At 64.9% G+C, this 19,642-nt stretch carries 17 protein-coding genes; 13 read left to right on the forward strand and 4 right to left on the reverse strand.

The features are described 5' to 3' along the window. Positions 1–2: 2 nt before the first annotated feature. Together add and AC1D75_RS14735 are read right to left on the reverse strand one after the other, a co-directional pair. Positions 3–1,070, reverse strand: coding sequence for an adenosine deaminase (gene add / locus AC1D75_RS14730; RefSeq protein WP_495515908.1), 1,068 nt, complete (start codon positions 1,068–1,070; stop codon positions 3–5). Continuing rightward, positions 1,067–1,876: an ABC transporter ATP-binding protein gene (locus AC1D75_RS14735; RefSeq protein WP_495515909.1), complete on the reverse strand. Its 810-nt coding sequence runs from the start codon at positions 1,874–1,876 to the stop codon at positions 1,067–1,069. The genes add and AC1D75_RS14735 overlap by 4 nt, the downstream gene beginning before the upstream one ends. Before the next feature lie 257 nt (positions 1,877–2,133). Here AC1D75_RS14735 and AC1D75_RS14740 point away from each other — a divergent pair, with 257 nt between their 5' ends. Next, on the forward strand, positions 2,134–3,663 hold the full coding sequence (locus AC1D75_RS14740; protein WP_495515910.1) for a helix-turn-helix domain-containing protein: 1,530 nt from the start codon (positions 2,134–2,136) through the stop codon (positions 3,661–3,663). Between the two features lie 11 nt (positions 3,664–3,674). Here the strand turns inward: AC1D75_RS14740 and AC1D75_RS14745 are convergent, their stop codons facing one another. Together AC1D75_RS14745 and AC1D75_RS14750 are read right to left on the reverse strand one after the other, a co-directional pair. Beyond that, entirely contained in the window at positions 3,675–4,430 is a 756-nt protein-coding gene (locus AC1D75_RS14745) for an ABC transporter permease (protein WP_495515911.1), read from the reverse strand. Beyond that, positions 4,430–5,146: an ABC transporter ATP-binding protein gene (locus tag AC1D75_RS14750; RefSeq protein ID WP_495515912.1), complete on the reverse strand. Its 717-nt coding sequence runs from the start codon at positions 5,144–5,146 to the stop codon at positions 4,430–4,432. The genes AC1D75_RS14745 and AC1D75_RS14750 overlap by 1 nt, the downstream gene beginning before the upstream one ends. Before the next feature lie 92 nt (positions 5,147–5,238). Between AC1D75_RS14750 and argC the strand changes: the two genes are divergently transcribed. The 12 genes from argC to tyrS all read left to right on the forward strand — a co-directional run bounded on the left by argC (position 5,239) and on the right by tyrS (position 19,211). Then, entirely contained in the window at positions 5,239–6,276 is a 1,038-nt protein-coding gene (gene argC, locus AC1D75_RS14755) for an N-acetyl-gamma-glutamyl-phosphate reductase (RefSeq protein WP_495515913.1), read from the forward strand. 122 nt (positions 6,277–6,398) lie between these two features. Further along, a complete protein-coding gene (gene argJ, locus AC1D75_RS14760; RefSeq protein WP_495516093.1) occupies positions 6,399–7,586 on the forward strand; it encodes a bifunctional glutamate N-acetyltransferase/amino-acid acetyltransferase ArgJ in 1,188 nt (395 codons plus the stop codon). Between the two features lie 95 nt (positions 7,587–7,681). Beyond that, positions 7,682–8,614 (forward strand): acetylglutamate kinase, encoded by a 933-nt coding sequence (argB, locus tag AC1D75_RS14765; RefSeq protein WP_495515914.1) that lies wholly within the window; start codon positions 7,682–7,684, stop codon positions 8,612–8,614. Then, positions 8,614–9,831 carry an acetylornithine transaminase gene (locus AC1D75_RS14770; RefSeq protein ID WP_495515915.1) on the forward strand — a complete coding sequence of 406 codons (1,218 nt, stop codon included), beginning with the start codon at positions 8,614–8,616 and terminating at the stop codon, positions 9,829–9,831. Before argB ends, AC1D75_RS14770 begins: the two co-directional genes overlap by 1 nt. After that, a complete protein-coding gene (argF, locus tag AC1D75_RS14775) occupies positions 9,828–10,751 on the forward strand; it encodes an ornithine carbamoyltransferase (RefSeq protein WP_495515916.1) in 924 nt (307 codons plus the stop codon). Before AC1D75_RS14770 ends, argF begins: the two co-directional genes overlap by 4 nt. Further along, positions 10,748–11,218 (forward strand): arginine repressor, encoded by a 471-nt coding sequence (locus AC1D75_RS14780; RefSeq protein WP_495515917.1) that lies wholly within the window; start codon positions 10,748–10,750, stop codon positions 11,216–11,218. Before argF ends, AC1D75_RS14780 begins: the two co-directional genes overlap by 4 nt. An 88-nt stretch (positions 11,219–11,306) precedes the next feature. Continuing rightward, a complete protein-coding gene (locus AC1D75_RS14785) occupies positions 11,307–12,506 on the forward strand; it encodes an argininosuccinate synthase (RefSeq protein WP_482141923.1) in 1,200 nt (399 codons plus the stop codon). Further along, the gene (gene argH, locus AC1D75_RS14790; RefSeq protein WP_495515918.1) at positions 12,507–13,928 is read left to right on the forward strand and encodes an argininosuccinate lyase; all 1,422 of its coding nucleotides are present in this window, start codon (positions 12,507–12,509) and stop codon (positions 13,926–13,928) included. A gap of 110 nt (positions 13,929–14,038) precedes the next feature. After that, positions 14,039–17,005 carry an AMP-binding protein gene (locus tag AC1D75_RS14795; protein ID WP_495515919.1) on the forward strand — a complete coding sequence of 989 codons (2,967 nt, stop codon included), beginning with the start codon at positions 14,039–14,041 and terminating at the stop codon, positions 17,003–17,005. A gap of 4 nt (positions 17,006–17,009) precedes the next feature. Continuing rightward, on the forward strand, positions 17,010–17,249 hold the full coding sequence (locus AC1D75_RS14800; protein ID WP_495515920.1) for a Trm112 family protein: 240 nt from the start codon (positions 17,010–17,012) through the stop codon (positions 17,247–17,249). Positions 17,250–17,253: 4 nt separating this feature from the next. After that, positions 17,254–17,928 carry a DNA-3-methyladenine glycosylase gene (locus AC1D75_RS14805; protein ID WP_495515921.1) on the forward strand — a complete coding sequence of 225 codons (675 nt, stop codon included), beginning with the start codon at positions 17,254–17,256 and terminating at the stop codon, positions 17,926–17,928. Then, complete coding sequence (gene tyrS, locus AC1D75_RS14810; RefSeq protein WP_495515922.1) at positions 17,925–19,211, forward strand: tyrosine--tRNA ligase; 1,287 nt, start codon at positions 17,925–17,927, stop codon at positions 19,209–19,211. The genes AC1D75_RS14805 and tyrS overlap by 4 nt, the downstream gene beginning before the upstream one ends. The last annotated feature ends 431 nt before the right edge of the window (positions 19,212–19,642 follow it).

The raw sequence follows: 19,642 nt of genomic DNA on the forward strand, positions 1-19,642 counted from the left end.
CCTCAGCCTTCGAAAGCGTCGAGGTCGGCGAGCATGCGGGACTTGATCTCATCGGATGCGAAACAGGCGTGAATCGACGTCTCGGCAATGGATTTCACCGTGTCGAGATCCCACCCGAATGTGCGGGCGCAGTCGACGTAGTCGTCCTCGATGCGAACGCTCATCGGCGCCGGGTCGTCGGTGTTGATCGAGACCTTGACCCCGGCCAGTCGCAGTGGCTCGATCGGATGCACGTCCAGTGACGGGTAGATCTTCAATCCTTCGACGTTGGAGCGAGGGCACATCCCCAGCGGGATCTCACGTTCGGCGAGCACCTCGACCAGCCGCGGATCCTCGATGGAACGGACGCCGTGGTCGATCCGCTCGGCATGGAGCAGATCCAGTGCACCCCAGACGCTTTCCGGGCCGCTGGATTCACCGGTGTGCACCGTGCGCCGAAATCCGGCATCGCGGGCGAGGGTGAAGGCGGGCGCGAATTTCGCATTGGTGTCGCCGGCATGGGTTTCGTCGCCGTCTATCGAGAGTGCGACAACCCGTGGAACGCGCGCGTTGATCATCTCTTCGACCACCTCGATCGCGGATTCGCCGGATTGCTGACGCAACAGGGACACACAGAGGTTGGCCTCGCACAGGCCGTCTCGGGCGGCTTCGTCGAAACCCTCGGCGATGGCCCTGGTGAAGTCGGTCAGGCGTCCTTGCCAACTGCCCCAATGCGTGGGGTTGACGATGATGTCCGCGTAGTGGACACCCGACGCACTTTCGCGTGCGCAGGCGCGGTATGCGGCGCTCACGAGGTGTTCATGGGTGCGGACGAGTGACCCTTCCCAGTCCAGGAACTGGAGAAAGGTCCCCACACCCATGCCCTTGACGGCTGCGCCCTGCGGATCGCGTTCTACGTGATGGGTCGAGGTGTCGAAAAGTGTTGCGGCAGGGCCTGGCAGCTCGACGCCGAGTGTGTGTGCGCTCTGGACGAGGTCGGCGATGTCGAAGCATCCCTCGAGGTGCACGTGGACTTCGGCTTTGGGCAGGCGACGCATCAGGTCGGCGGTGAGGGCCACTGCTGTGGTCATCGGACAACCGACTCGGTCGGTGGGGCGAACAATAGATCGGATGCCTGTTCGACGTAACGCCGGAACTCCGGACTCCGCATGATCTCCGGCGTCCGGGGGCGTGGCAGATCGATGTCGATCACCTGCTGAATCCGGCCAGGGCGCGCCGACATCACGGCTACCCGGTCAGAGAGGTAGATAGCCTCGGAGATGCCGTGGGTGACCATCAATGTGGTGGATGGCCGTTCGGTCCAGATACGCATGAGCTCGGTGTTGAGACGCTGCCGGGTCATGTCGTCGAGCGCCCCGAACGGTTCGTCGAGCAACAGCACCATGGGCTTGAGGATGAGCGCACGAGCGATCGATACCCGCTGGCGCATGCCGCCGGAGAGCTGGCCGGGCTTGGCGCCCTCGAATCCGTCGAGTCCTACCAGCTTGATCAGATCGTTGACATCGCTGTGGGACACGGGCTTTCCCGCGGCTTCGAGTGGGACCCGAATGTTGGCTTCGACGCTGCGCCAGGGCAGTAGGGCCGAGTCCTGGAAAGCCACTCCCAGAATGTGTTCGCTGCGAAGCTCATTCGGTGTCCGGCCGTCGACGAGGATCGATCCGGTGGTGGGCACTTCGAGATCGGCGAGCAGCCGGAGGATGGTCGACTTGCCACAGCCCGAGGGTCCGAGCAGGGAGACGAAACTACCCCGGTCGGTCTGCAGGCTCACGTTGTCGAGCGCGGTCACCTGCTGCCGTTTCATCGTGAACCTCTTCGACACTCCTGCGAGGTCGATACCGGTTGCGCGAAAACCCGATTCCGGGCTCCGAGCGTTCATGACTTCTCCTCTGGTGAAACCTGATGGGACTGGGTGGAACAACTTCCGCTCGTGGGGCTGTGTCAACAGTCAAGTCCACTCGCGAACACGTCGACATGGACGATCCGACGAAGAAGGCAGGACAAAGTCGCCTTCGAGTAGTAGGAATCTCCAGGCTGATTTAAAGTGGTTTCCTAGGCGTAACAACTGGTTCGCTTCGGCTGAGGTGCTGATCACATGTCGGCGACGAAAGGGGTTGCGCGGTGCTCTTGTCGGATATGGCAACGATTCCCGGTCTGGACTTCATCGAGGTGGTGCCAGGTGGTGGCGATCCTCAGGTGCACGGTGTCTACACCACCGATCTCGGCGATCCATTGGCGTTCCTCTACGGCGGGGAGCTCGTGCTGACCAGTGGTTTGTGGTACCGGGAGCCGGCTGATGCGGACACCTTTGTGGGGGCGTTGACGGGTGGTCATGCAGCTGCCCTGGTGGTGGGTCTGGCGGCGATCGGCGAGGTTCCGACACCGCTGATCCGGGCGTGCCGGGAGGCCGGGCTGGCGCTGTTCGCAGTCGAGGGCGCGGTGTCGTTCCGCTTCCTGACCGAAACCGTGATGCGTGCACTGGCGGGCGCAGCGGGAAAGCTGACGCTCCATCGAGACCTGGTTGCCGACCTCGCGGCCGGTGAAGGAGCAAGCGGTCTGGTCGCTTCACTTCGTCGTGCTCTGGGGGTCGATTGTGCCGTGGTGACCGCGACGGGCCGGATGGTCGCAGGCCGGCTCACCGGGGCCGGCTCTGAAGGCTTGCCCATCGCGTTCCGAAAGGCGTTGAGCGAATGGATATTTCCCTCGGCGCAGCGAATCGACGAGGGCGACGTCTCCTTTTTCGCGGTGCAGTCGCCGGTGGCCAGGCGTCCTGCGGTCGCATATGTGGCCGTTGCGAGCGATCACCGCACCCAGGCTCCCTGGATGTCCACAGCGGTTGAGGAGGTCTGCGCATTGCTGGCCATGGACCGGTCGACCAGGTATGAGTCGCGGCGGCTCGAGGAACGTACGGTTCGGGAGGCGATCGCACGTCTGCAACGGCACGATGCCACAGGCGCCGCCGGGCAATTCCGGAGTCTGGGCTTCGAGGACGACGTGCCGGTGAGCTGCATCGTGGTGAGTTCTCGTGACACCCGCTACGGTACGGAACTCGCCGGTGTCATCCTCGAGGAACTACACGACGAGATACCGTTGTCCACCGCTCCGGTGAAACTGCCGTCAGAGGCATTCCTGATGTTTGTCGGTGTTGCCCCTGAATCGACAGCGGATGCGGCGAATGTCCTTTCCGCGCAGGTTCGTTCGATCGCCCAGCGGCTGAGCCCGCTGCTGGATCGAGGGTATGTGGCGATCGGTACGGGTACGCCTGGTCGACTGCCCGAAGGTGCGCGGGTATCGATGAGTGAGGCCGAATACACGCATCGATACGCGACCCAGGGTGGCGGGCCGATCAGGTTTGCCGACAACAATTCGTTGTCGTCGCATCTGCTGCTGGTTGCTTCGGTCCCGGACGAGATCAAGCGGGTCTTTCGGCAACGTCTGATCGGGGTGGTCGGCGATCATGACGAACGCCACCGGACCGACCTGCTACCAACGCTCCGGGTCTTTCTCGAGGAATCGGGCTCCTGGAGCCGCAGCGCCGAACGGCTGCACATCCACGTCAACACCCTGCGCTATCGGTTGCAGCGGGTCGAGAAGCTGACCGACCGAAGTCTGTCGACACTGCACGACAGGGTCGACTTCGTTCTCGCGCTCAGCATTTCGGAGTGAGGTGACCTGCGTCAGGGAGTGGTGCGACGCAGGGTGGCCGCACCCAGACATAGCGCGACCACCGAAAAGGCCAGCACGACAACCAGATCACGCCACATCTGGCCGGTAGGGTCGGGGTGTGCGGCGACCTGTTGCAGTGCGTCGACGGCGTAGGTGACCGGGAGGATCCCGCTGATCCAGTCCAGCCAGTCGGCCATCTGATTGCGGGGAACGAACAGTCCGCACAGCAGGAGCTGGGGTATCACCACGACCGGGATGAATTGCACCGCCTGGAACTCGGTGCGGGCGAATGCCGAGAAGAACAGTCCCAAAGCCACACCGAGTACTGCGACCAGGACGGCGATCACCACCACCCAGACGGCCTGGCCTGCGATGTCGAGGTCGAGGATCCAGAAGGCCACCGCACTTGCGAGCGTTGCCTGCGCCGCGGCGGCGACCGAGAATGCGGCGCCATATCCGGCCAGGAGATCGAGTTTGCCCAGTGGTGTGGTCAGTAGGCGTTCGAGGGTGCCGGACGTTCGCTCCCGGACCATCGCAATCGACGTGGTGACGAACATCAGCACAAACGGCAGGATGCCGAGCATGATGATGCCGATCTCGTCGAAACGTGAGGTCCCCGGGATGCGGCCGGGTTGATCCTCGAACATGAAGTACAGCAACACCATCAGGATGCACGGCACCACGAGGATCAGTGCGACGGTGCGGTGGTCGTCCAGTAGCTGCCGGAGTATGCGTCGCGTGGTCGCCGTGAACCGACGCGGGTGCATCAGCCGGCTTCCTCGGTGATCAGCTGCAGAAATGCCGTTTCGAGGTTGGTCTGGCCGGTGCGCTCTCGGAGCTGGGCCGGTGTGAGTTCGGCGAGTATTCGTCCTTCGCGCATCAGGATCAGGTTGTCGCAGCGGTCGGCCTCGTCCATCACATGACTCGAGACCAGCAAGGTCGCACCGGTGTCGGCCAGTGCATGAAATCGATCCCACAGTTCTTTGCGCAACACCGGATCGAGGCCGACGGTGGGTTCGTCGAGGATGAGCAGCGTCGGATAACCGACCAGTGCACAGGCAATCGAGACGCGACTGAGTTGGCCACCGGACAGGTCCAGGGTCTTGCGTGCACGGAACTCGGTCAGGCCCACCGCGTCGAGGGCGCTGCGCACCCCGGCCCGGTTGTCGTAGAGGTCGGCGAAGTATGTGACGTTCTGCTCGACGGTCAGGTCGGTGTACACCGAGGGTGCCTGTGTCACGTAGCCGACCCGGTGTCGCAGCGCAGCGGTGCCTGCTTGTCGGTCGAGGACCGTCACCGAGCCGGCGTCGATCTGCTGGGTGCCGACGATGGCGCGCATCAGGGTGGTCTTGCCGCAGCCCGACGGACCGAGAAGTCCGGTGATGGACCCCGCGGGTACCGTGAGTTCCAAGTCATGCAGGACAAGATTGCCGCCACGCCTGACCACAAGCGACCGCACGATGATCGCTGCGGGCCTGGTCATCGTTCAGTCTTACCGCGCTGCGCACCGCCACACCGGCAAAGCGCAGGGACCCGCTAATGAATTAACTTGCGGTGGGGTGCATAATGAATCACATGAGTGTGACAGTCGCAGTAGCCGGCGCAAGCGGGTATGCAGGTGGGGAGATTCTTCGTCTGCTTCTCGGTCATCCCAAATATGCATCCGGAGAGTTAAAGATCGGTTCCTTGACGGCCGGATCGAATGCCGGATCGTTGCTCGGGGAGCACCATCCCCATCTGCTGCCCCTGGCGGATCGTGAATTGTCGGAGACGACCACCGAGATCCTGTCCGGGCACGACGTTGTCTTCCTTGGCCTGCCGCACGGAACCTCCGGCCCTGTTGCCGACGCGTTGCCGCCCGCGACCCTCGTGATCGACTGCGGCGCCGACTTCCGGCTGCAGGACCCGGCGGAGTGGGAGCGGTACTACGGCGGGACCCACGCCGGTAGCTGGCCCTATGGACTGCCGGAACTGCCCGGCAATCGGGATGTTCTCTCGGGTGCCACCCGGATCGCGGTGCCCGGTTGCTATCCGACCGTGAGCACGCTGGCGCTGCTGCCTGCCGTCGCAGCGGGCATCATCACACCGCAGGTGACGATCGTTGCCGTCAGTGGGGCTTCGGGTGCCGGGCGATCACCGAAGGTCGACCTGCTCGCCTCCGAGGTGATCGGCTCGGCTCGCGCATACGGCGTCGGTGGTGCTCACCGGCACACACCGGAGATCATCCAAAACCTGTCGGCGGTGGCAAACGCGCCGGTCAGTGTCTCGTTCACGCCGGTGCTGGCGCCGATGGCACGGGGAATCCTGGCGACCTGCACGGCGCCGACGTCGGTGACGACGGCTCAGGCGCGGGCGGTATACGAAAAGGCGTACGCCGACGAACCGTTTGTGACCCTGTTGCCCGAGGGGCGGCAGCCGGCCACCGGCTCGGTGATCGGGTCGAACGCGGTGCAGCTCAGTGTCGCGGTCGATGAGCGTTCCGGCACCTTGATCGCGGTCGGCGCGATCGACAATTTGACCAAGGGCACCGGTGGCGGCGCCGTGCAATCGATGAATCTGGCCCTGGGATGGGGCGAAACCGAAGGACTGAGCACCGTGGGAGTGGCACCGTGAACAAGGGCAGTGGCGATGTGGCCGCAAGCGGGGGCGATGTGGCCGCAAACGGGGCAGATGGAATCGGTGACAAGGTGGTGGATGTGACCGCGAACTGGCGCGAGGTCGACGGCGGACACCGCATGACCCACCTGCAAGGTGTGACCGCACCGCTGGGGTTCCGGGCCGCGGGCATCAAAGCCGGGATCAAGGCGAGCGGCAGGGAAGACCTGGCACTCGTGTTCAACGAAGGCCCCGACTACGCGGCGGCCGGAGTGTTCACCTCCAACAAGGTCAAGGCTGCCCCCGTGTTGTGGAGCCAGCAGGTCCTGAGCACCGGACGGCTGCGCGCGGTCATCCTCAACTCCGGCGGGGCAAATGCCTGCACGGGTCCGGGCGGATTCCAGGACGCCCACGCCACGGCCGAGGCGACCGCAGCGGCGATCAGCGACTGGGGCACCGAGACCGGTGCCATCGAAGTTGCGATCTGTTCAACGGGTTTGATCGGCGATCGCCTTCCGATGGACAAGGTGCTCGCCGGTGTCACCGAGATCGTCCACGAGATGGGCGGCGGCCTGACCGGCGGCACCGATGCCGCCTACGCGATCATGACCACCGACACCGTGCCCAAACAAGCGGCCTTCCACCACACTGATGGCTGGAATGTCGGCGGTATGGCCAAGGGTGCGGGAATGATGGCGCCGTCGCTGGCCACGATGCTCTGTGTGATCACCACTGACGCCGCGGTATCGGCCGCGCAGCTGGACGAAGCGCTGCGGGCGGCCACCGCGCTGACGTTCGACCGGCTCGACGTCGACGGTTCGTGTTCCACCAATGACACTGTGCTGCTGCTGAGTTCGGGCGCCAGCGAGAAGACGCCGGATCAGTCCGCGCTCAACGAGGCCGTCCGGTTGGTCTGTGATGACCTGGCCACACAGATGCAGGCCGATGCCGAAGGTGTCACCAAGCGGGTTGTGGTGACCGTGACCGGTGCAGCGCATGACGCGGATGCGCTGGCCGCCGCTCGCACCATCGCACGAGACAGCCTGGTCAAGACGGCGCTGTTCGGTTCGGATCCCAACTGGGGCCGGGTGCTGGCCGCGGTCGGCATGGCTCCGGTCGAACTGGATCCCGATCGGATCTCGGTGCGGTTCAACAACTATCCGGTCTGCGAGAACGGTATGGGCGTGGAAGGCGCGCGCGACGCCGACCTCTCCGGCATCGACATCGACCTCACCGTCGACCTCGGCATCGGTTCGGGGACGGCGTTCATCCGGACCACCGATCTCTCCCACGCCTATGTCGAAGAGAACTCGGCCTATTCGTCATGACGGAGACGCAGCGGAGCGGAGCTCGACCCGTGCCGGAGTCGCAGCGGAGCGGAGCTCGACCCGTGCCGGAGACGCAGCGGAGCGGAGCTCGACCCGTGCCGGAGACGCTCAGCGCCCTGGACAAGGCGCACGTGCTCGGTGAGGCGCTGCCCTGGCTGAAGCGGTTCGCCGGCAAGATCATCGTCGTCAAGTACGGCGGCAACGCCATGGTCGACGAGGATCTCAAGGCCGCGTTTGCCGAGGACATGGTGTTCCTGCGTACCTGCGGGATTCATCCCGTCGTGGTGCACGGTGGCGGTCCGCAGATCTCGGCGATGCTCGCCCGGCTCGGCATGACCGGCGAATTCAAGGGCGGCTTCCGGGTGACCACACCCGAGGTGATGGACGTTGCACGGATGGTCCTTTTCGGGCAGGTCGGTCGAGAACTCGTCGGCCTGATCAACGCACACGGACCGTTTGCGGTCGGGATCTCGGGTGAAGACGCCCACCTGTTCACCGCCACCAGGCGTTCTGTGATGGTCGACGGCGAGGCGACGGATATCGGTCTCGTCGGCGATGTCACCACGGTGAACCCGGGCGCGGTCACCGATCTCATTGCGGCCGGACGTATTCCGGTTGTCTCGACGATCGCGCCGGACGCCGACGGCGTGGTCCACAACATCAACGCAGACACCGCGGCGGCAGCGCTGGCCCAGGCGCTCGGTGCCGAGAAGCTCGTCGTACTCACGGACGTCGAGGGCCTGTATACGAACTGGCCCGATCGCGGATCACTGGTGTCGGAGATCGATACGACCGCATTGGCCGAATTGCTGCCGACCCTGGATGCCGGGATGGTGCCGAAGATGGAGGCCTGCCTGCGCGCGGTGGCCGGGGGAGTCCCTCGTGCACACGTGATCGACGGCCGCACACCGCATTCGACACTGCTCGAACTGTTCACCAGCGAAGGCAACGGCACCATGGTCGTGCCCGACGCCGACCATGCGGTCCCGGACGCCTACGACCGGCAGCCACCTATCGAGGACAAATAATGACCAAGCAAGCCGATTCCAGTCAACAGGCCGATCCGACCGTCGCACTGCAGGAGCGGTGGACGGCGTCGATGATGAACAACTACGGCACCCCGAAGGTGGCGCTGCGCTCGGGTAAGGGCGCGGTTGTGACCGGTGTCGATGGTCGCGAGTACCTCGACCTCCTCGGCGGCATCGCGGTGAACATCCTCGGGCATGGCAATCCGGCGATCATCGATGCGGTCACCGAGCAGCTCTCCACGCTCGGGCACACATCGAATCTCTACGTCACCGAACCGGTCATCAAGCTGGCCGAGTCTCTCTTGTCTCGGTGGGGCGTAGAAGGCAAGGCGTTCTTCTGCAACTCCGGCGCCGAGGCCAACGAGGCTGCGTTCAAGATCGCACGTCTGACCGGCCGGCCGGAGATCATCGCCGCCGAGAAGGCTTTTCACGGCCGGACCATGGGCGCGCTCGCGATGACGGGCCAGCCTGCCAAGCGGGCGCCCTTCGAACCGATGCCCGCCGGCGTGCGCCACGTTCCGTACGGCGACCTCGAGGCCATGAAGGCCGCGATCGGCCCGCAGACCGCAGCGGTCATCCTCGAACCCATCATGGGGGAGAGCGGTGTGATCGTGCCGCCGGTGGATTACCTGGCCGCGGTCCGGGCGTTGACCGTCGAGCACGGCGCGCTCCTGATCTTCGATGAGGTCCAGACCGGAATCGCCCGTACCGGAACGTTTTATGCGCATCAGGCCTCCGGAGTCACCCCGGACGTGATGACGTTGGCCAAGGGGCTCGGCGGGGGTATGCCGATCGGTGCTGTCCTGGCCACCGGCGCTGCTGCCGACCTGTTCCAGCCGGGGCAACACGGGACCACGTTCGGGGGCAACCCGGTGTGCGCCGCGGCGGCTCTGGCCGTGCTCGAACAGGTCGACACCCTCGATCTGACCAATCATGCTGCGCGGCTTGGCAAACACATCACGTCGTCGGTCGAAGAACTCGGTCATCCGCTGATCGACCACTCGCGTGGGTCGGGCCTGCTGATCGGAATCGTGCTGACCGAGCCCCTCGCCCCAGCCGTCGAGGCGGTGGCGCGCGATCATGGCTACCTCATCAACGCGCCGGGTCCAGACGTGTTGCGGTTGGCTCCGCCGCTGATCCTCACCGAGGAGCAGGCCACGGGATTCGTGAACGATCTCCCGGGGATACTCGACGCCGCGAAAGGAGCCGCGTCATGACGCGCCACTTCCTGCGCGACGATGACCTGTCGCCCGCCGAGCAGGCGCGCGTGCTCGAACTCGCCGCCGAGCTGAAGCGGGATCCCTTCTCCCACAAGCCGCTTGCCGGACCCAAAGGTGTCGGGGTCATCTTCGACAAGAACTCCACCCGCACCCGGTTCTCGTTCGAGGTCGGCATCGCACAACTCGGCGGTCACGCCGTCGTCGTCGATGGCAAGGCCACTCAGCTCGGCCGAGAAGAGACCCTCGCCGACACCGGCCGGGTGCTGTCCCGGTACGTCGAGGCCGTGGTCTGGCGCACCTATGGTCAGGACCGGCTCGAAGAGATGGCATCGGCAGCGACGATCCCGATCGTCAATGCGCTCTCCGACGACTTCCATCCCTGCCAGGTGCTCGCCGATCTGCAGACGATCGCCGAGCAGAAGGGATCCCTTGCGGGGCTGACCCTGACGTACCTCGGTGACGGTGCCAACAACATGGCCCATTCGCTGATGCTCGGTGGCGCGACGGCGGGCATGCACATCCGGGTCAGCGCCCCTGAGGGATTCACCCCCGATGCGAAGTTTGTCGGCTACGCCACCGAGCGCGCCGAACTGACAGGTGGCAGCGTCTCAGTCATCGCTGATCCGCGCGAGGCCGCGGCCGGGGCCGATGTGCTGGTCACCGACACGTGGACCTCGATGGGCCAGGAGAGCGACGGCAAAGACCGGGTGGCACCGTTCTGGCCGTACCAGATCAACGCCGAACTGGTTGCGCTCGCGGATTCCGAGGCCATCGTCATGCACTGCCTGCCCGCTCATCGCGGAGAAGAGATCACCGACGAGGTCCTCGACGGCCCGCGCAGTGTGGTCTACGACGAGGCCGAAAACCGTTTGCACGCACAGAAGGCGGTGCTCTTGTGGCTTCTGGAACAGCAGTGACCACCCGGGCAGCTCGTCATGCCCGGATCGTGGCCCTGCTGTCCGGTGCCCAGGTGCACAGCCAGACCGAGTTGCAGACACTGTTGGCTGACGAGGGTATCGAGGCCACCCAGGCGACATTGTCGCGCGACCTCGACGAACTCGGTGCGGTGAAGCTACGCGGGGCCGACGGTGGATCGGGGATCTACGTCGTGCCGGAGGACGGATCCCCGGTGCGCGGTGTCACCGGCGGCACCGACCGCCTGTCCCGTCTGCTCGGCGATCTGCTCGTCTCGGTCGACTCGAGCGGCGCCATGGCGGTGCTGCGTACCCCGCCGGGTGCGGCGCACTATCTTGCCAGCGCGCTGGACCGCGCAACCCTCCCGGAGGTCGTCGGAACCATAGCCGGAGACGACACATTGTTCGTACTCGCCCGCGAACCTTTGACCGGAGCGGACCTGGCCGAAATGCTGGAGGCGTTGGCATGAGATTCTGACATGCGGCCGTGTACCACCACGCACACGATTTGAATACCCAAGACTTAACTATCACGAACAAACAAGGAGTGACCCCCTCATGGCGGAGCGCGTAATCCTCGCGTACTCGGGCGGCCTGGACACCTCGGTGGCCATCAGCTGGATCGGTAAAGAGACCGGAAAGGAGGTCGTGGCGGTTGCCATCGACCTCGGTCAGGGCGGCGAGGACATGGAGGTGGTTCGTCAGCGAGCCATTGATTGTGGCGCTGTCGAATCGGTGGTGGTCGATGCCCGGGACGAGTTCGCGGACGAGTACTGCCTGCCGACCATCACCAGCAATGCGCTGTACATGGACCGGTACCCGCTGGTCTCGGCGATCTCACGGCCGCTGATCGTCAAGCACCTGGTGACCGCCGCGCGTGATCACGGCGGCACGATCGTCGCCCACGGCTGCACCGGCAAGGGCAACGACCAGGTCCGGTTCGAGGTCGGATTCGCGTCGTTGGCGCCTGAACTCGACGTCATCGCCCCGGTCCGCGACTACGCCTGGACCCGCGAGAAGGCGATCGCGTTTGCCGAGGAGAACGGCATCCCGATCAACGTGTCGAAGAAGTCTCCGTTCTCGATCGACCAGAACGTGTGGGGTCGCGCGGTGGAGACCGGCTTCCTCGAGGATCTGTGGAACGCGCCAACCAAGGACGTCTACTCGTACACCGAGGACCCGACCACCCATTGGCAGGCTCCCGACGAGGTCATCATCAGCTTCGACAAGGGTCGCCCGGTGGCCATCGACGGACGGCCGGTCAGCGTGCTCGAGGCGATCGTCGAACTCAACCGTCGCGCCGGAGCACACGGAGTCGGCCGCCTCGACGTCGTCGAGGACCGGCTTGTCGGCATCAAGAGCCGCGAGATCTACGAGGCACCCGGCGCGATGGTCCTGATCCGCGCGCACGAGGAACTCGAGCACGTCACCCTCGAACGCGAACTGGGTCGCTACAAGCGCCACACCGATCAGAAGTGGGCCGAGCTGGTCTACGACGGTCTGTGGTTCTCACCGCTGAAGGCTTCGCTCGAGGCGTTTGTCGATCACACCCAGGAGCACGTCTCCGGTGACATCCGGCTCAATCTGCACGGTGGCCACATCGCGGTCACCGGTCGGCGCAGCGGTGAATCGCTGTACGACTTCAACCTCGCCACCTACGACGAGGGCGACACCTTCGATCAGTCGGCCGCCAAGGGATTCGTTCACCTGCACGGGCTGTCCTCGAAGATCGCCGCGAAGCGGGACCTGGGCCTGTAGATGACCCCGTCTTCAGGTTCCGGTACCAACGAGGGTTCGCTGTGGGGCGGTCGGTTCGCATCCGGACCGGCCGACGCCATGGCGGCCCTGAGCAAGTCGACCCACTTCGACTGGGTACTGGCTCCGTACGACATCCGCGCGTCGCAGGCGCACGCCCGGATCCTGCACAAGGCCGGATTGTTGTCGGACGACGACCTGGCAAGCATGCAGGACGGTCTGACCGCGCTGGCCGATGATGTGCGTTCCGGTGCGTTCGGTCCGGCCGAGTCCGATGAGGACGTCCACGGTGCCCTCGAGCGTGGCCTGATCGAGCGTGTCGGTCCCGAGGTCGGCGGACGGCTGCGTGCCGGTCGTTCGCGCAACGATCAGGTGGCAACGCTGTTCCGCATGTGGTTGCGGGACGCGGTCCGTCAGGTCGCCACCGGCGTCCTCGACGTGGTCGATGCGTTGGTCGCCCAGGCGAAGGCCCATCCCGATGCGGTGATGCCGGGCAAGACACATCTGCAGGCAGCGCAGCCGGTCCTGTTGTCCCATCATCTGTTGGCCCACGCGCATCCGCTACTGCGAGATGTCGAGCGCCTCAAGGACTTCGACAAACGTGCAGCGGTCTCGCCGTACGGTTCGGGTGCGTTGGCCGGGTCGTCTCTCGGACTGGATCCGGCCGCGATCGCCGAGGACCTCGGATTCGACAGTGCTGCCGAGAACTCCATCGACGCCACGTCTTCGCGTGACTTCGCGGCCGAGGCAGCGTTCGTGTTCGCGCTCATCGGCGTCGATCTGTCGCGGATGGCTGAAGAGGTGATCCTGTGGAGCACACCGGAATTCGGCTACATCACCCTCGCCGACGAATGGTCGACCGGTAGCTCGATCATGCCGCAGAAGAAAAACCCGGACGTCTCCGAGCTCACGCGGGGCAAGTCCGGCCGGATGATCGGCAACCTCACCGGATTGCTGGCCACCCTCAAGGCGCAACCACTCGCGTACAACCGCGACCTGCAAGAGGACAAGGAGCCGGTCTTCGACTCCGTTGCCCAGTTGCAGTTGTTGTTGCCGGCGATCGCAGGTCTGGTGGGCACACTGACATTCCACGAAGAGCGGATGGCGGAACTCGCGCCTGCCGGATTCACCCTCGCGACCGACATCGCGGAGTGGCTCGTCCGGGCCGGTGTGCCGTTCCGGGTCGCCCACGAAGTGGCCGGTGCCTGCGTGCGGGCCGCCGAGGAACGTGGTGTCGGACTTGCTGATCTGACCGATGAGCAGTTCGCCGCGATCAATCCGGCGCTGACACCTGATGTCCGTGAGGTGCTGACGGTGGCGGGATCGATCGCCTCCCGTGATGCGCTCGGTGGCACGGCCGGAGTCCGGGTGGCGGAGCAGTTGCAGCGTCTCGTCGCCAAGGCTGCGGAGCACCGCAACTTCTGACTTCGGGGGATACTGGGCGCAGGGATGTGTGTCCCGGGGTGGCAGGCGATGACGCCGGGTAATATGTGATGCCAGTCACCTGTTGGTCGTTGTGGTTCTGAGGGGGGTTTGTGCGAGGCGTTCCCAACATCAAGGAATCCCTTGATCGTGTTGTGGCCACGGCGCAGAACGGGCTCGAGGTCATCCGGTACGGCGGTCTCGAGACCGGGACCCGCCCCGCTCCGTTTCGGGTGGAGGAGACGGTCCCGATGTACCGGCTGCGTCGGTACTTCCCGGACGACGTGGCCGCGGGTCCGCCCGTGGTGCTCGTCCCGCCGATGATGGTGTCGGCGAACGTCTATGACGTCACCACCGACAACGGGGCGGTGAGTATCTTGCACCGGGCCGGACTCGACCCCTGGGTGGTCGACTTCGGTTCGCCGGACAAAGTCGCGGGCGGCATGCGCCGCACCCTCGCAGACCACATCGTGTCGATCGACGAGATCATCGACCGGGTGCGTGCGGTGACCGGCAAGGACGTGCACCTCGCCGGGTACTCCCAGGGCGGCATGTTCTGCTACCAGGCCGCGGCCTACCGACGCTCCAAGGGCATCGCGAGCATCGTCACCTACGGCAGTCCGGTGGATGTACTGGGTGCGCTTCCCTTGGGTCTGCCCGCAGCACTGGTGACACCAGGCGCACAATTCCTCGCCGACAACGTGTTCAACCGCATCGCGATCCCGGGGTGGTTGGCCCGCACCGGCTTTCAACTCGTCGACCCGGTGAAGGCGGCGCGCAGCCGGATCGATTTCCTGCGGCAGCTCCACGACCGGGAAGCCCTGCTGCCACGCGAGGATTCGCGGCGCTTCATCGAGGTCGACGGCTGGGTGGCGTGGTCCGGACCCGCGGTGGCAGACGTGCTGCGCCAGTTCGTGGTCCACAACCGGCTCGTCGGTGGTGGATTCGTGATCAACGATCAGGTGGTCACGCTCGCCGAGATCACCTGCCCGGTGCTTGCGTTCCTTGGCGAGGCCGACGACATCGGACAGCCGGTCGCGGTGCGGGGCATCCTGCGGGCCTCACCGATGGCCCAAGTCTTTGAATCATCCTTACCGGTCGGGCATTTCGGTTTGGTCGTCGGATCGACCGCGGGCTCGCGGACGTGGCCGGGTACCGGGGAATGGATTCGCTGGATCGACGGATCAGGCGAGCAACCGGAAACCATCGAGAAGATGCGCGACGACGTCGACCAGCGCGGTGGAACCGGTGTCAGCTTCTCCTCCCGGGTTGCCCACGGACTCGGGTCGGCCGCCGGGATGGGTGCCGACACCGGGCGCGACATCGTCGGCGCCGCCAGATCGGTCGGCCGGACCGCCGATGCGGTGCGTCGCGAATCGTTGCGGGTACTGCCCCGACTGGTGAGGCTCGGTCAGATCCAGTCCCGCACAACCATTTCGCTCGGCAAATTGATGAACGAAAACGCGCGCCGCAACGGCAAACAGGAGCTGTTCCTGTTCGAGGACCGCGTTCTGAGTCATCGGCAGGTCAACGATCGGATCGACAATGTGGTGCGCGGTCTCATCTCGTGTGGGGTCCGACCGGGTGAACATGTCGGAGTACGGATGCCGACCCGCCCCAGTGCGCTGGTGGCCATCGCCGCGCTGTCTCGACTCGGTGCGGTCGCGGTCATGGTGTCGGCGGGGCCGGATCTGAAACTGTCGATGCAGCTGGGGGATTGCTCCCTGGTCCTGACAGACCCGGCCAACCTCGAGCAGGTGGCTGCGGTTGCCGATCGGGTGCTGGTCCTCGGTGGTGGTGATGCGCGGACACTCGCGCAGGCCGACGGCGAGCGCATCATCGACATGGAGCAGATCGATCCGGATTCGGTGGAGGTGCCTTCCTGGTACCGGCCCGATCCCGGGCGCGCAGGCGATCTCGCGTTCGTGCTGTTCAGCAAGAATGGCGAAACCCTCGAGAAGTGGCCGGTGACCAACCATCGGTGGGCGTTGTCGGCGTTCGGTGCTGCCTCTGCGGCCGCGCTCAGTGGCAACGACACCGTGTATTGCCTGACGCCGCTACATCATGCGTCGGGATTGCTGACGGCTCTTGGTGGCACCGTCGTCGGCGGTGCGAGAATCGCCCTGTCCGCCGGTCTCGACCCCGACACGTTTGCCGCAGAGATCTCTCGGTACGGGATCACGGTGGTCTCGTACACGTGGTCGATGCTCCAAGACATCATCGGGGCGGACGACTTCGCGATCAGCAACCACAACACGATCCGGTTGTTCATGGGTTCGGGTATGTCTGCGGGACTGTGGGAGGACGTGAACGAGAAGTTCCCGCGGGCCCGCGTGCTCGAGTTCTTCGCGACCGGTGACGGGTCGGCGATCTTGGCGAATGTGACGGGCACAAAGGTGGGATCGTCGGGCCGTCCGGTGCCGGGTGTCAATGATGTCGCGATCGCCGCATTTGATCTGGCCGAGGGGCGCCTGATCACCGACGAATCCGGCTTCGTTCGTGAGGCCCGGGTCGACGAAGTCGGCGTGATGATGTCAAAAGCCCAGCAGCAGTACGAAGTCGGCGCCACGGTGTTCCGTGATGTGTTCGCGGTGGGCGACCGGTGGCAGCTCTCGGAGCACATGTTCTATCGTGACGCCGACGGCGACTTCTGGTTCATGGGTCACACCAGTGCGGTGGTCGACTCGGCCGATGGATACATCTATCCGCAACCGATCGTGGACGGGCTGTCTCGTCTGGTCCAGGTCAAACATGCAGTCGTCTACAAGGTGGGGGAACCGGGCGACGAGATCGCGATCGCTGCGGTGTCGAAGCAGGATGGGACCGGCCCGCCGACCGGATCGGCCCTGCGACTGGCACTGGCCGGCCTGACGCCTGCGCAGCGGCCGCACATCATCTCGATTCTCGACCACATCGATCTGACCTCCTCGTATCGACCGCAGGCCTCGGTGCTCCAGGCCGCAGGCATACCGGCGGCCGGTGCGTCGGTCTGGTACCGCGATGAGGGAGGCCGATACCGCAGACTCACGAAGGCGATCGCCCACGAACGTGGGTGGGAACCGGGTGCCGGGTACCGTTGACGCCGTGTCACACGAAGCCGGATTGAGTCCCTTGCTGCTGACCTTGCTGGCCTGCCCACAAGATCACGGTCCGTTGCTGGTCATCGGCAACGAGCAGATGTACAACCCACGCCTGCGCCGGGCCTACCGGATCGATGACGGAATCCCGGCTCTGCTGATCGACGACGCCCGTGACGTCGATGACGACGAGCACGAGCAACTCCTGTCTCGCGCGACAGCGACAACCGGCCCCGTCGCCGACTGATCGTTTGTCCGCGCCCGCCCTGTTCGATGTTCGCCGGTTGGCAGCTGCCACGCCGGCGCAGGCCGCACGCCGCCTACTCGGGTCCTATCTCGAGGTCGACGGCCCGGGTGGGACGGTGCGGATGCGCATCGTCGAGGTCGAGGCCTACGGCGGTCCACCGGGCAGCCCGTACCCGGATCCGGCGTCGCACGGCTACCGCGGTCCGACGGACCGTAACGTCGTGATGTTCGGCGAGGCCGGGCACCTATACGTCTACCGCTCGTATGGGATCCACTGGTGCGGCAATATCTCGTACGGCCCGGTCGGGCAGTGCGGTGGTGTGCTGATGCGTGCCGGTGAGATCGCTGCGGGCGTCGAGCTTGCCCGCAGTCGACGGCCGGCTGCGCGCAATGACAACCAATTAGCTTGTGGCCCAGGCAATGTCGGGTCTGCAATGGCGATCGACCGGAGCTTCAACGGTGCTGCGGTCTGCACCGCGGACTCGCCGGTGCGACTGTTTCGCGGACCGCGCATCCCGACATCAGCCGTCGGACACGGACCTCGGGTCGGGGTGAGCACCGCACAGGATCACCCGTGGCGACTCTGGGATGAACGCAGCCCCGCGGTGTCCAAGTACCGGCGGGCCGCACCCCTCCGGCTGTCGGTACCGGTCGCCGATGGGGGAGGATCGACTACGTGACCGCAGCAAATCTCGCACCGGCAGACATCCTGGAAGAACTGACTTGGCGTGGGCTCATCGCCCAGAGCACGGACCTCGACGAGTTGGGGAAAGTGCTGTCCGAGCTGACCACTCTCTACGCCGGCTTCGATCCCACGGCGCCGAGCCTGCATGCCGGGCACTTGGTGCCACTCCTGACATTGAAGAGGTTCCAACGCGCAGGCCACCGGCCGATCGTGCTGGCAGGCGGGGCCACCGGACTGATCGGTGATCCGCGCGACGTGGGGGAGCGGACCATGCAATCCGCCGAGACCGTCGCCGACTCCGCTCGTCGGATCAGGGGCCAGCTCGAGCGTTTTGTCGATTTTGACGAGTCGCCCCAGGGCGCCGTCGTCGTCAACAACCTGGACTGGACTGGCAAACTCACCGCCGTCGACTTCCTTCGTGACCTGGGCAAACACTTCTCGGTCAACGTGATGCTCGCGCGCGAGACGGTTCGTCGCCGCCTCGAGTCCGACGGCATGAGCTACACCGAGTTCAGCTATATGTTGTTGCAGGCCAACGATTATCTTCAACTTCACCGCGAGTATGGCTGCGCGTTGCAGGTCGGTGGATCGGATCAGTGGGGCAACATCATCGCCGGTGTCGACCTCACCCGGCGGGTGGACGGTCATGCGGTGCACGCGATGACGGTGCCGCTGGTCACCTCGTCGGATGGCAAGAAGTTCGGAAAGTCGACCGGAGGCGGAAGCCTGTGGCTCGACCCGGAGATGACCACGCCGTACGCCTGGTACCAGTACTTCCTGAACACCGCCGACGCCGACGTCATCCGTTACCTGAAGTGGTTCACCTTCCTGGGACGCGAGGAAATCGCAGAACTCGAGCAGGTCACAGCCGATTCGCCGCATCTGCGGGCAGCGCAACGACGGTTGGCTGCGGAGATGACCACCTTGGTGCACGGCCAGGCCAACACCGATGCGGTGGAGACCGCAAGCCAGGCGCTCTTCGGTCGGGCCGAGCTCGACAGTCTCGATGAGGGCACCTTGGCCGCGGCACTGTCCGAGACCACTGTTGCGGAGTTCGATGCCGGCTCGACGCCAACGATCGTCGAGCTACTTGTCGCCAGTGGATTGTCCGAAGGCAACAAGGCCGCGCGACGGACCATCAACGAGGGTGGCGCGTACGTGAACAACGTCAAGATCACCACCGATGACTGGACTCCGGGCGCCGACGATATGCTCCATGGCGCATGGCTGGTGGTCCGGCGGGGCAAGAAGAATCTGGCCGGCGCCAAGATCGGATGAGTTTTTGCGGAACCCGAAGGATTGCTCGGACGCGAAAACGCTCTGACCAGCCGATTTGACGCACTGCTGACAACCGCGTAACTTTCTTCAAGTCAGCGAGTGAGGCGCCGGAGAGCGAGAGTCCGGAGCGGCCCTAACACCGACAGGAAGTTCTTTTCCTGAAGGAACAACGCAGACCGCCCAAGTGAGAATCAGATCCACCTTCGAGTGGAGCGTTCAAGCGCGGGTGGACCGAGGTTGAGAAATCCGACCGCCGCAAGCTGGTTACCAGCGTGTTGCAGGAGAGTTTCGAAGCTGGTAGGTTGGGAGACCTGCGCCAGACAGAGTCGGGTCGCAGAACTTCTAAGTTATACAACATAAATATCCCTTCCAGGATGGCGCCACAGTGTGTGTGTCGAAGTTGGTTGTGGGTGTGTTCTTTGAGAACTCGA

This window comes from Williamsia sp. Y712 (assembly GCF_059445525.1).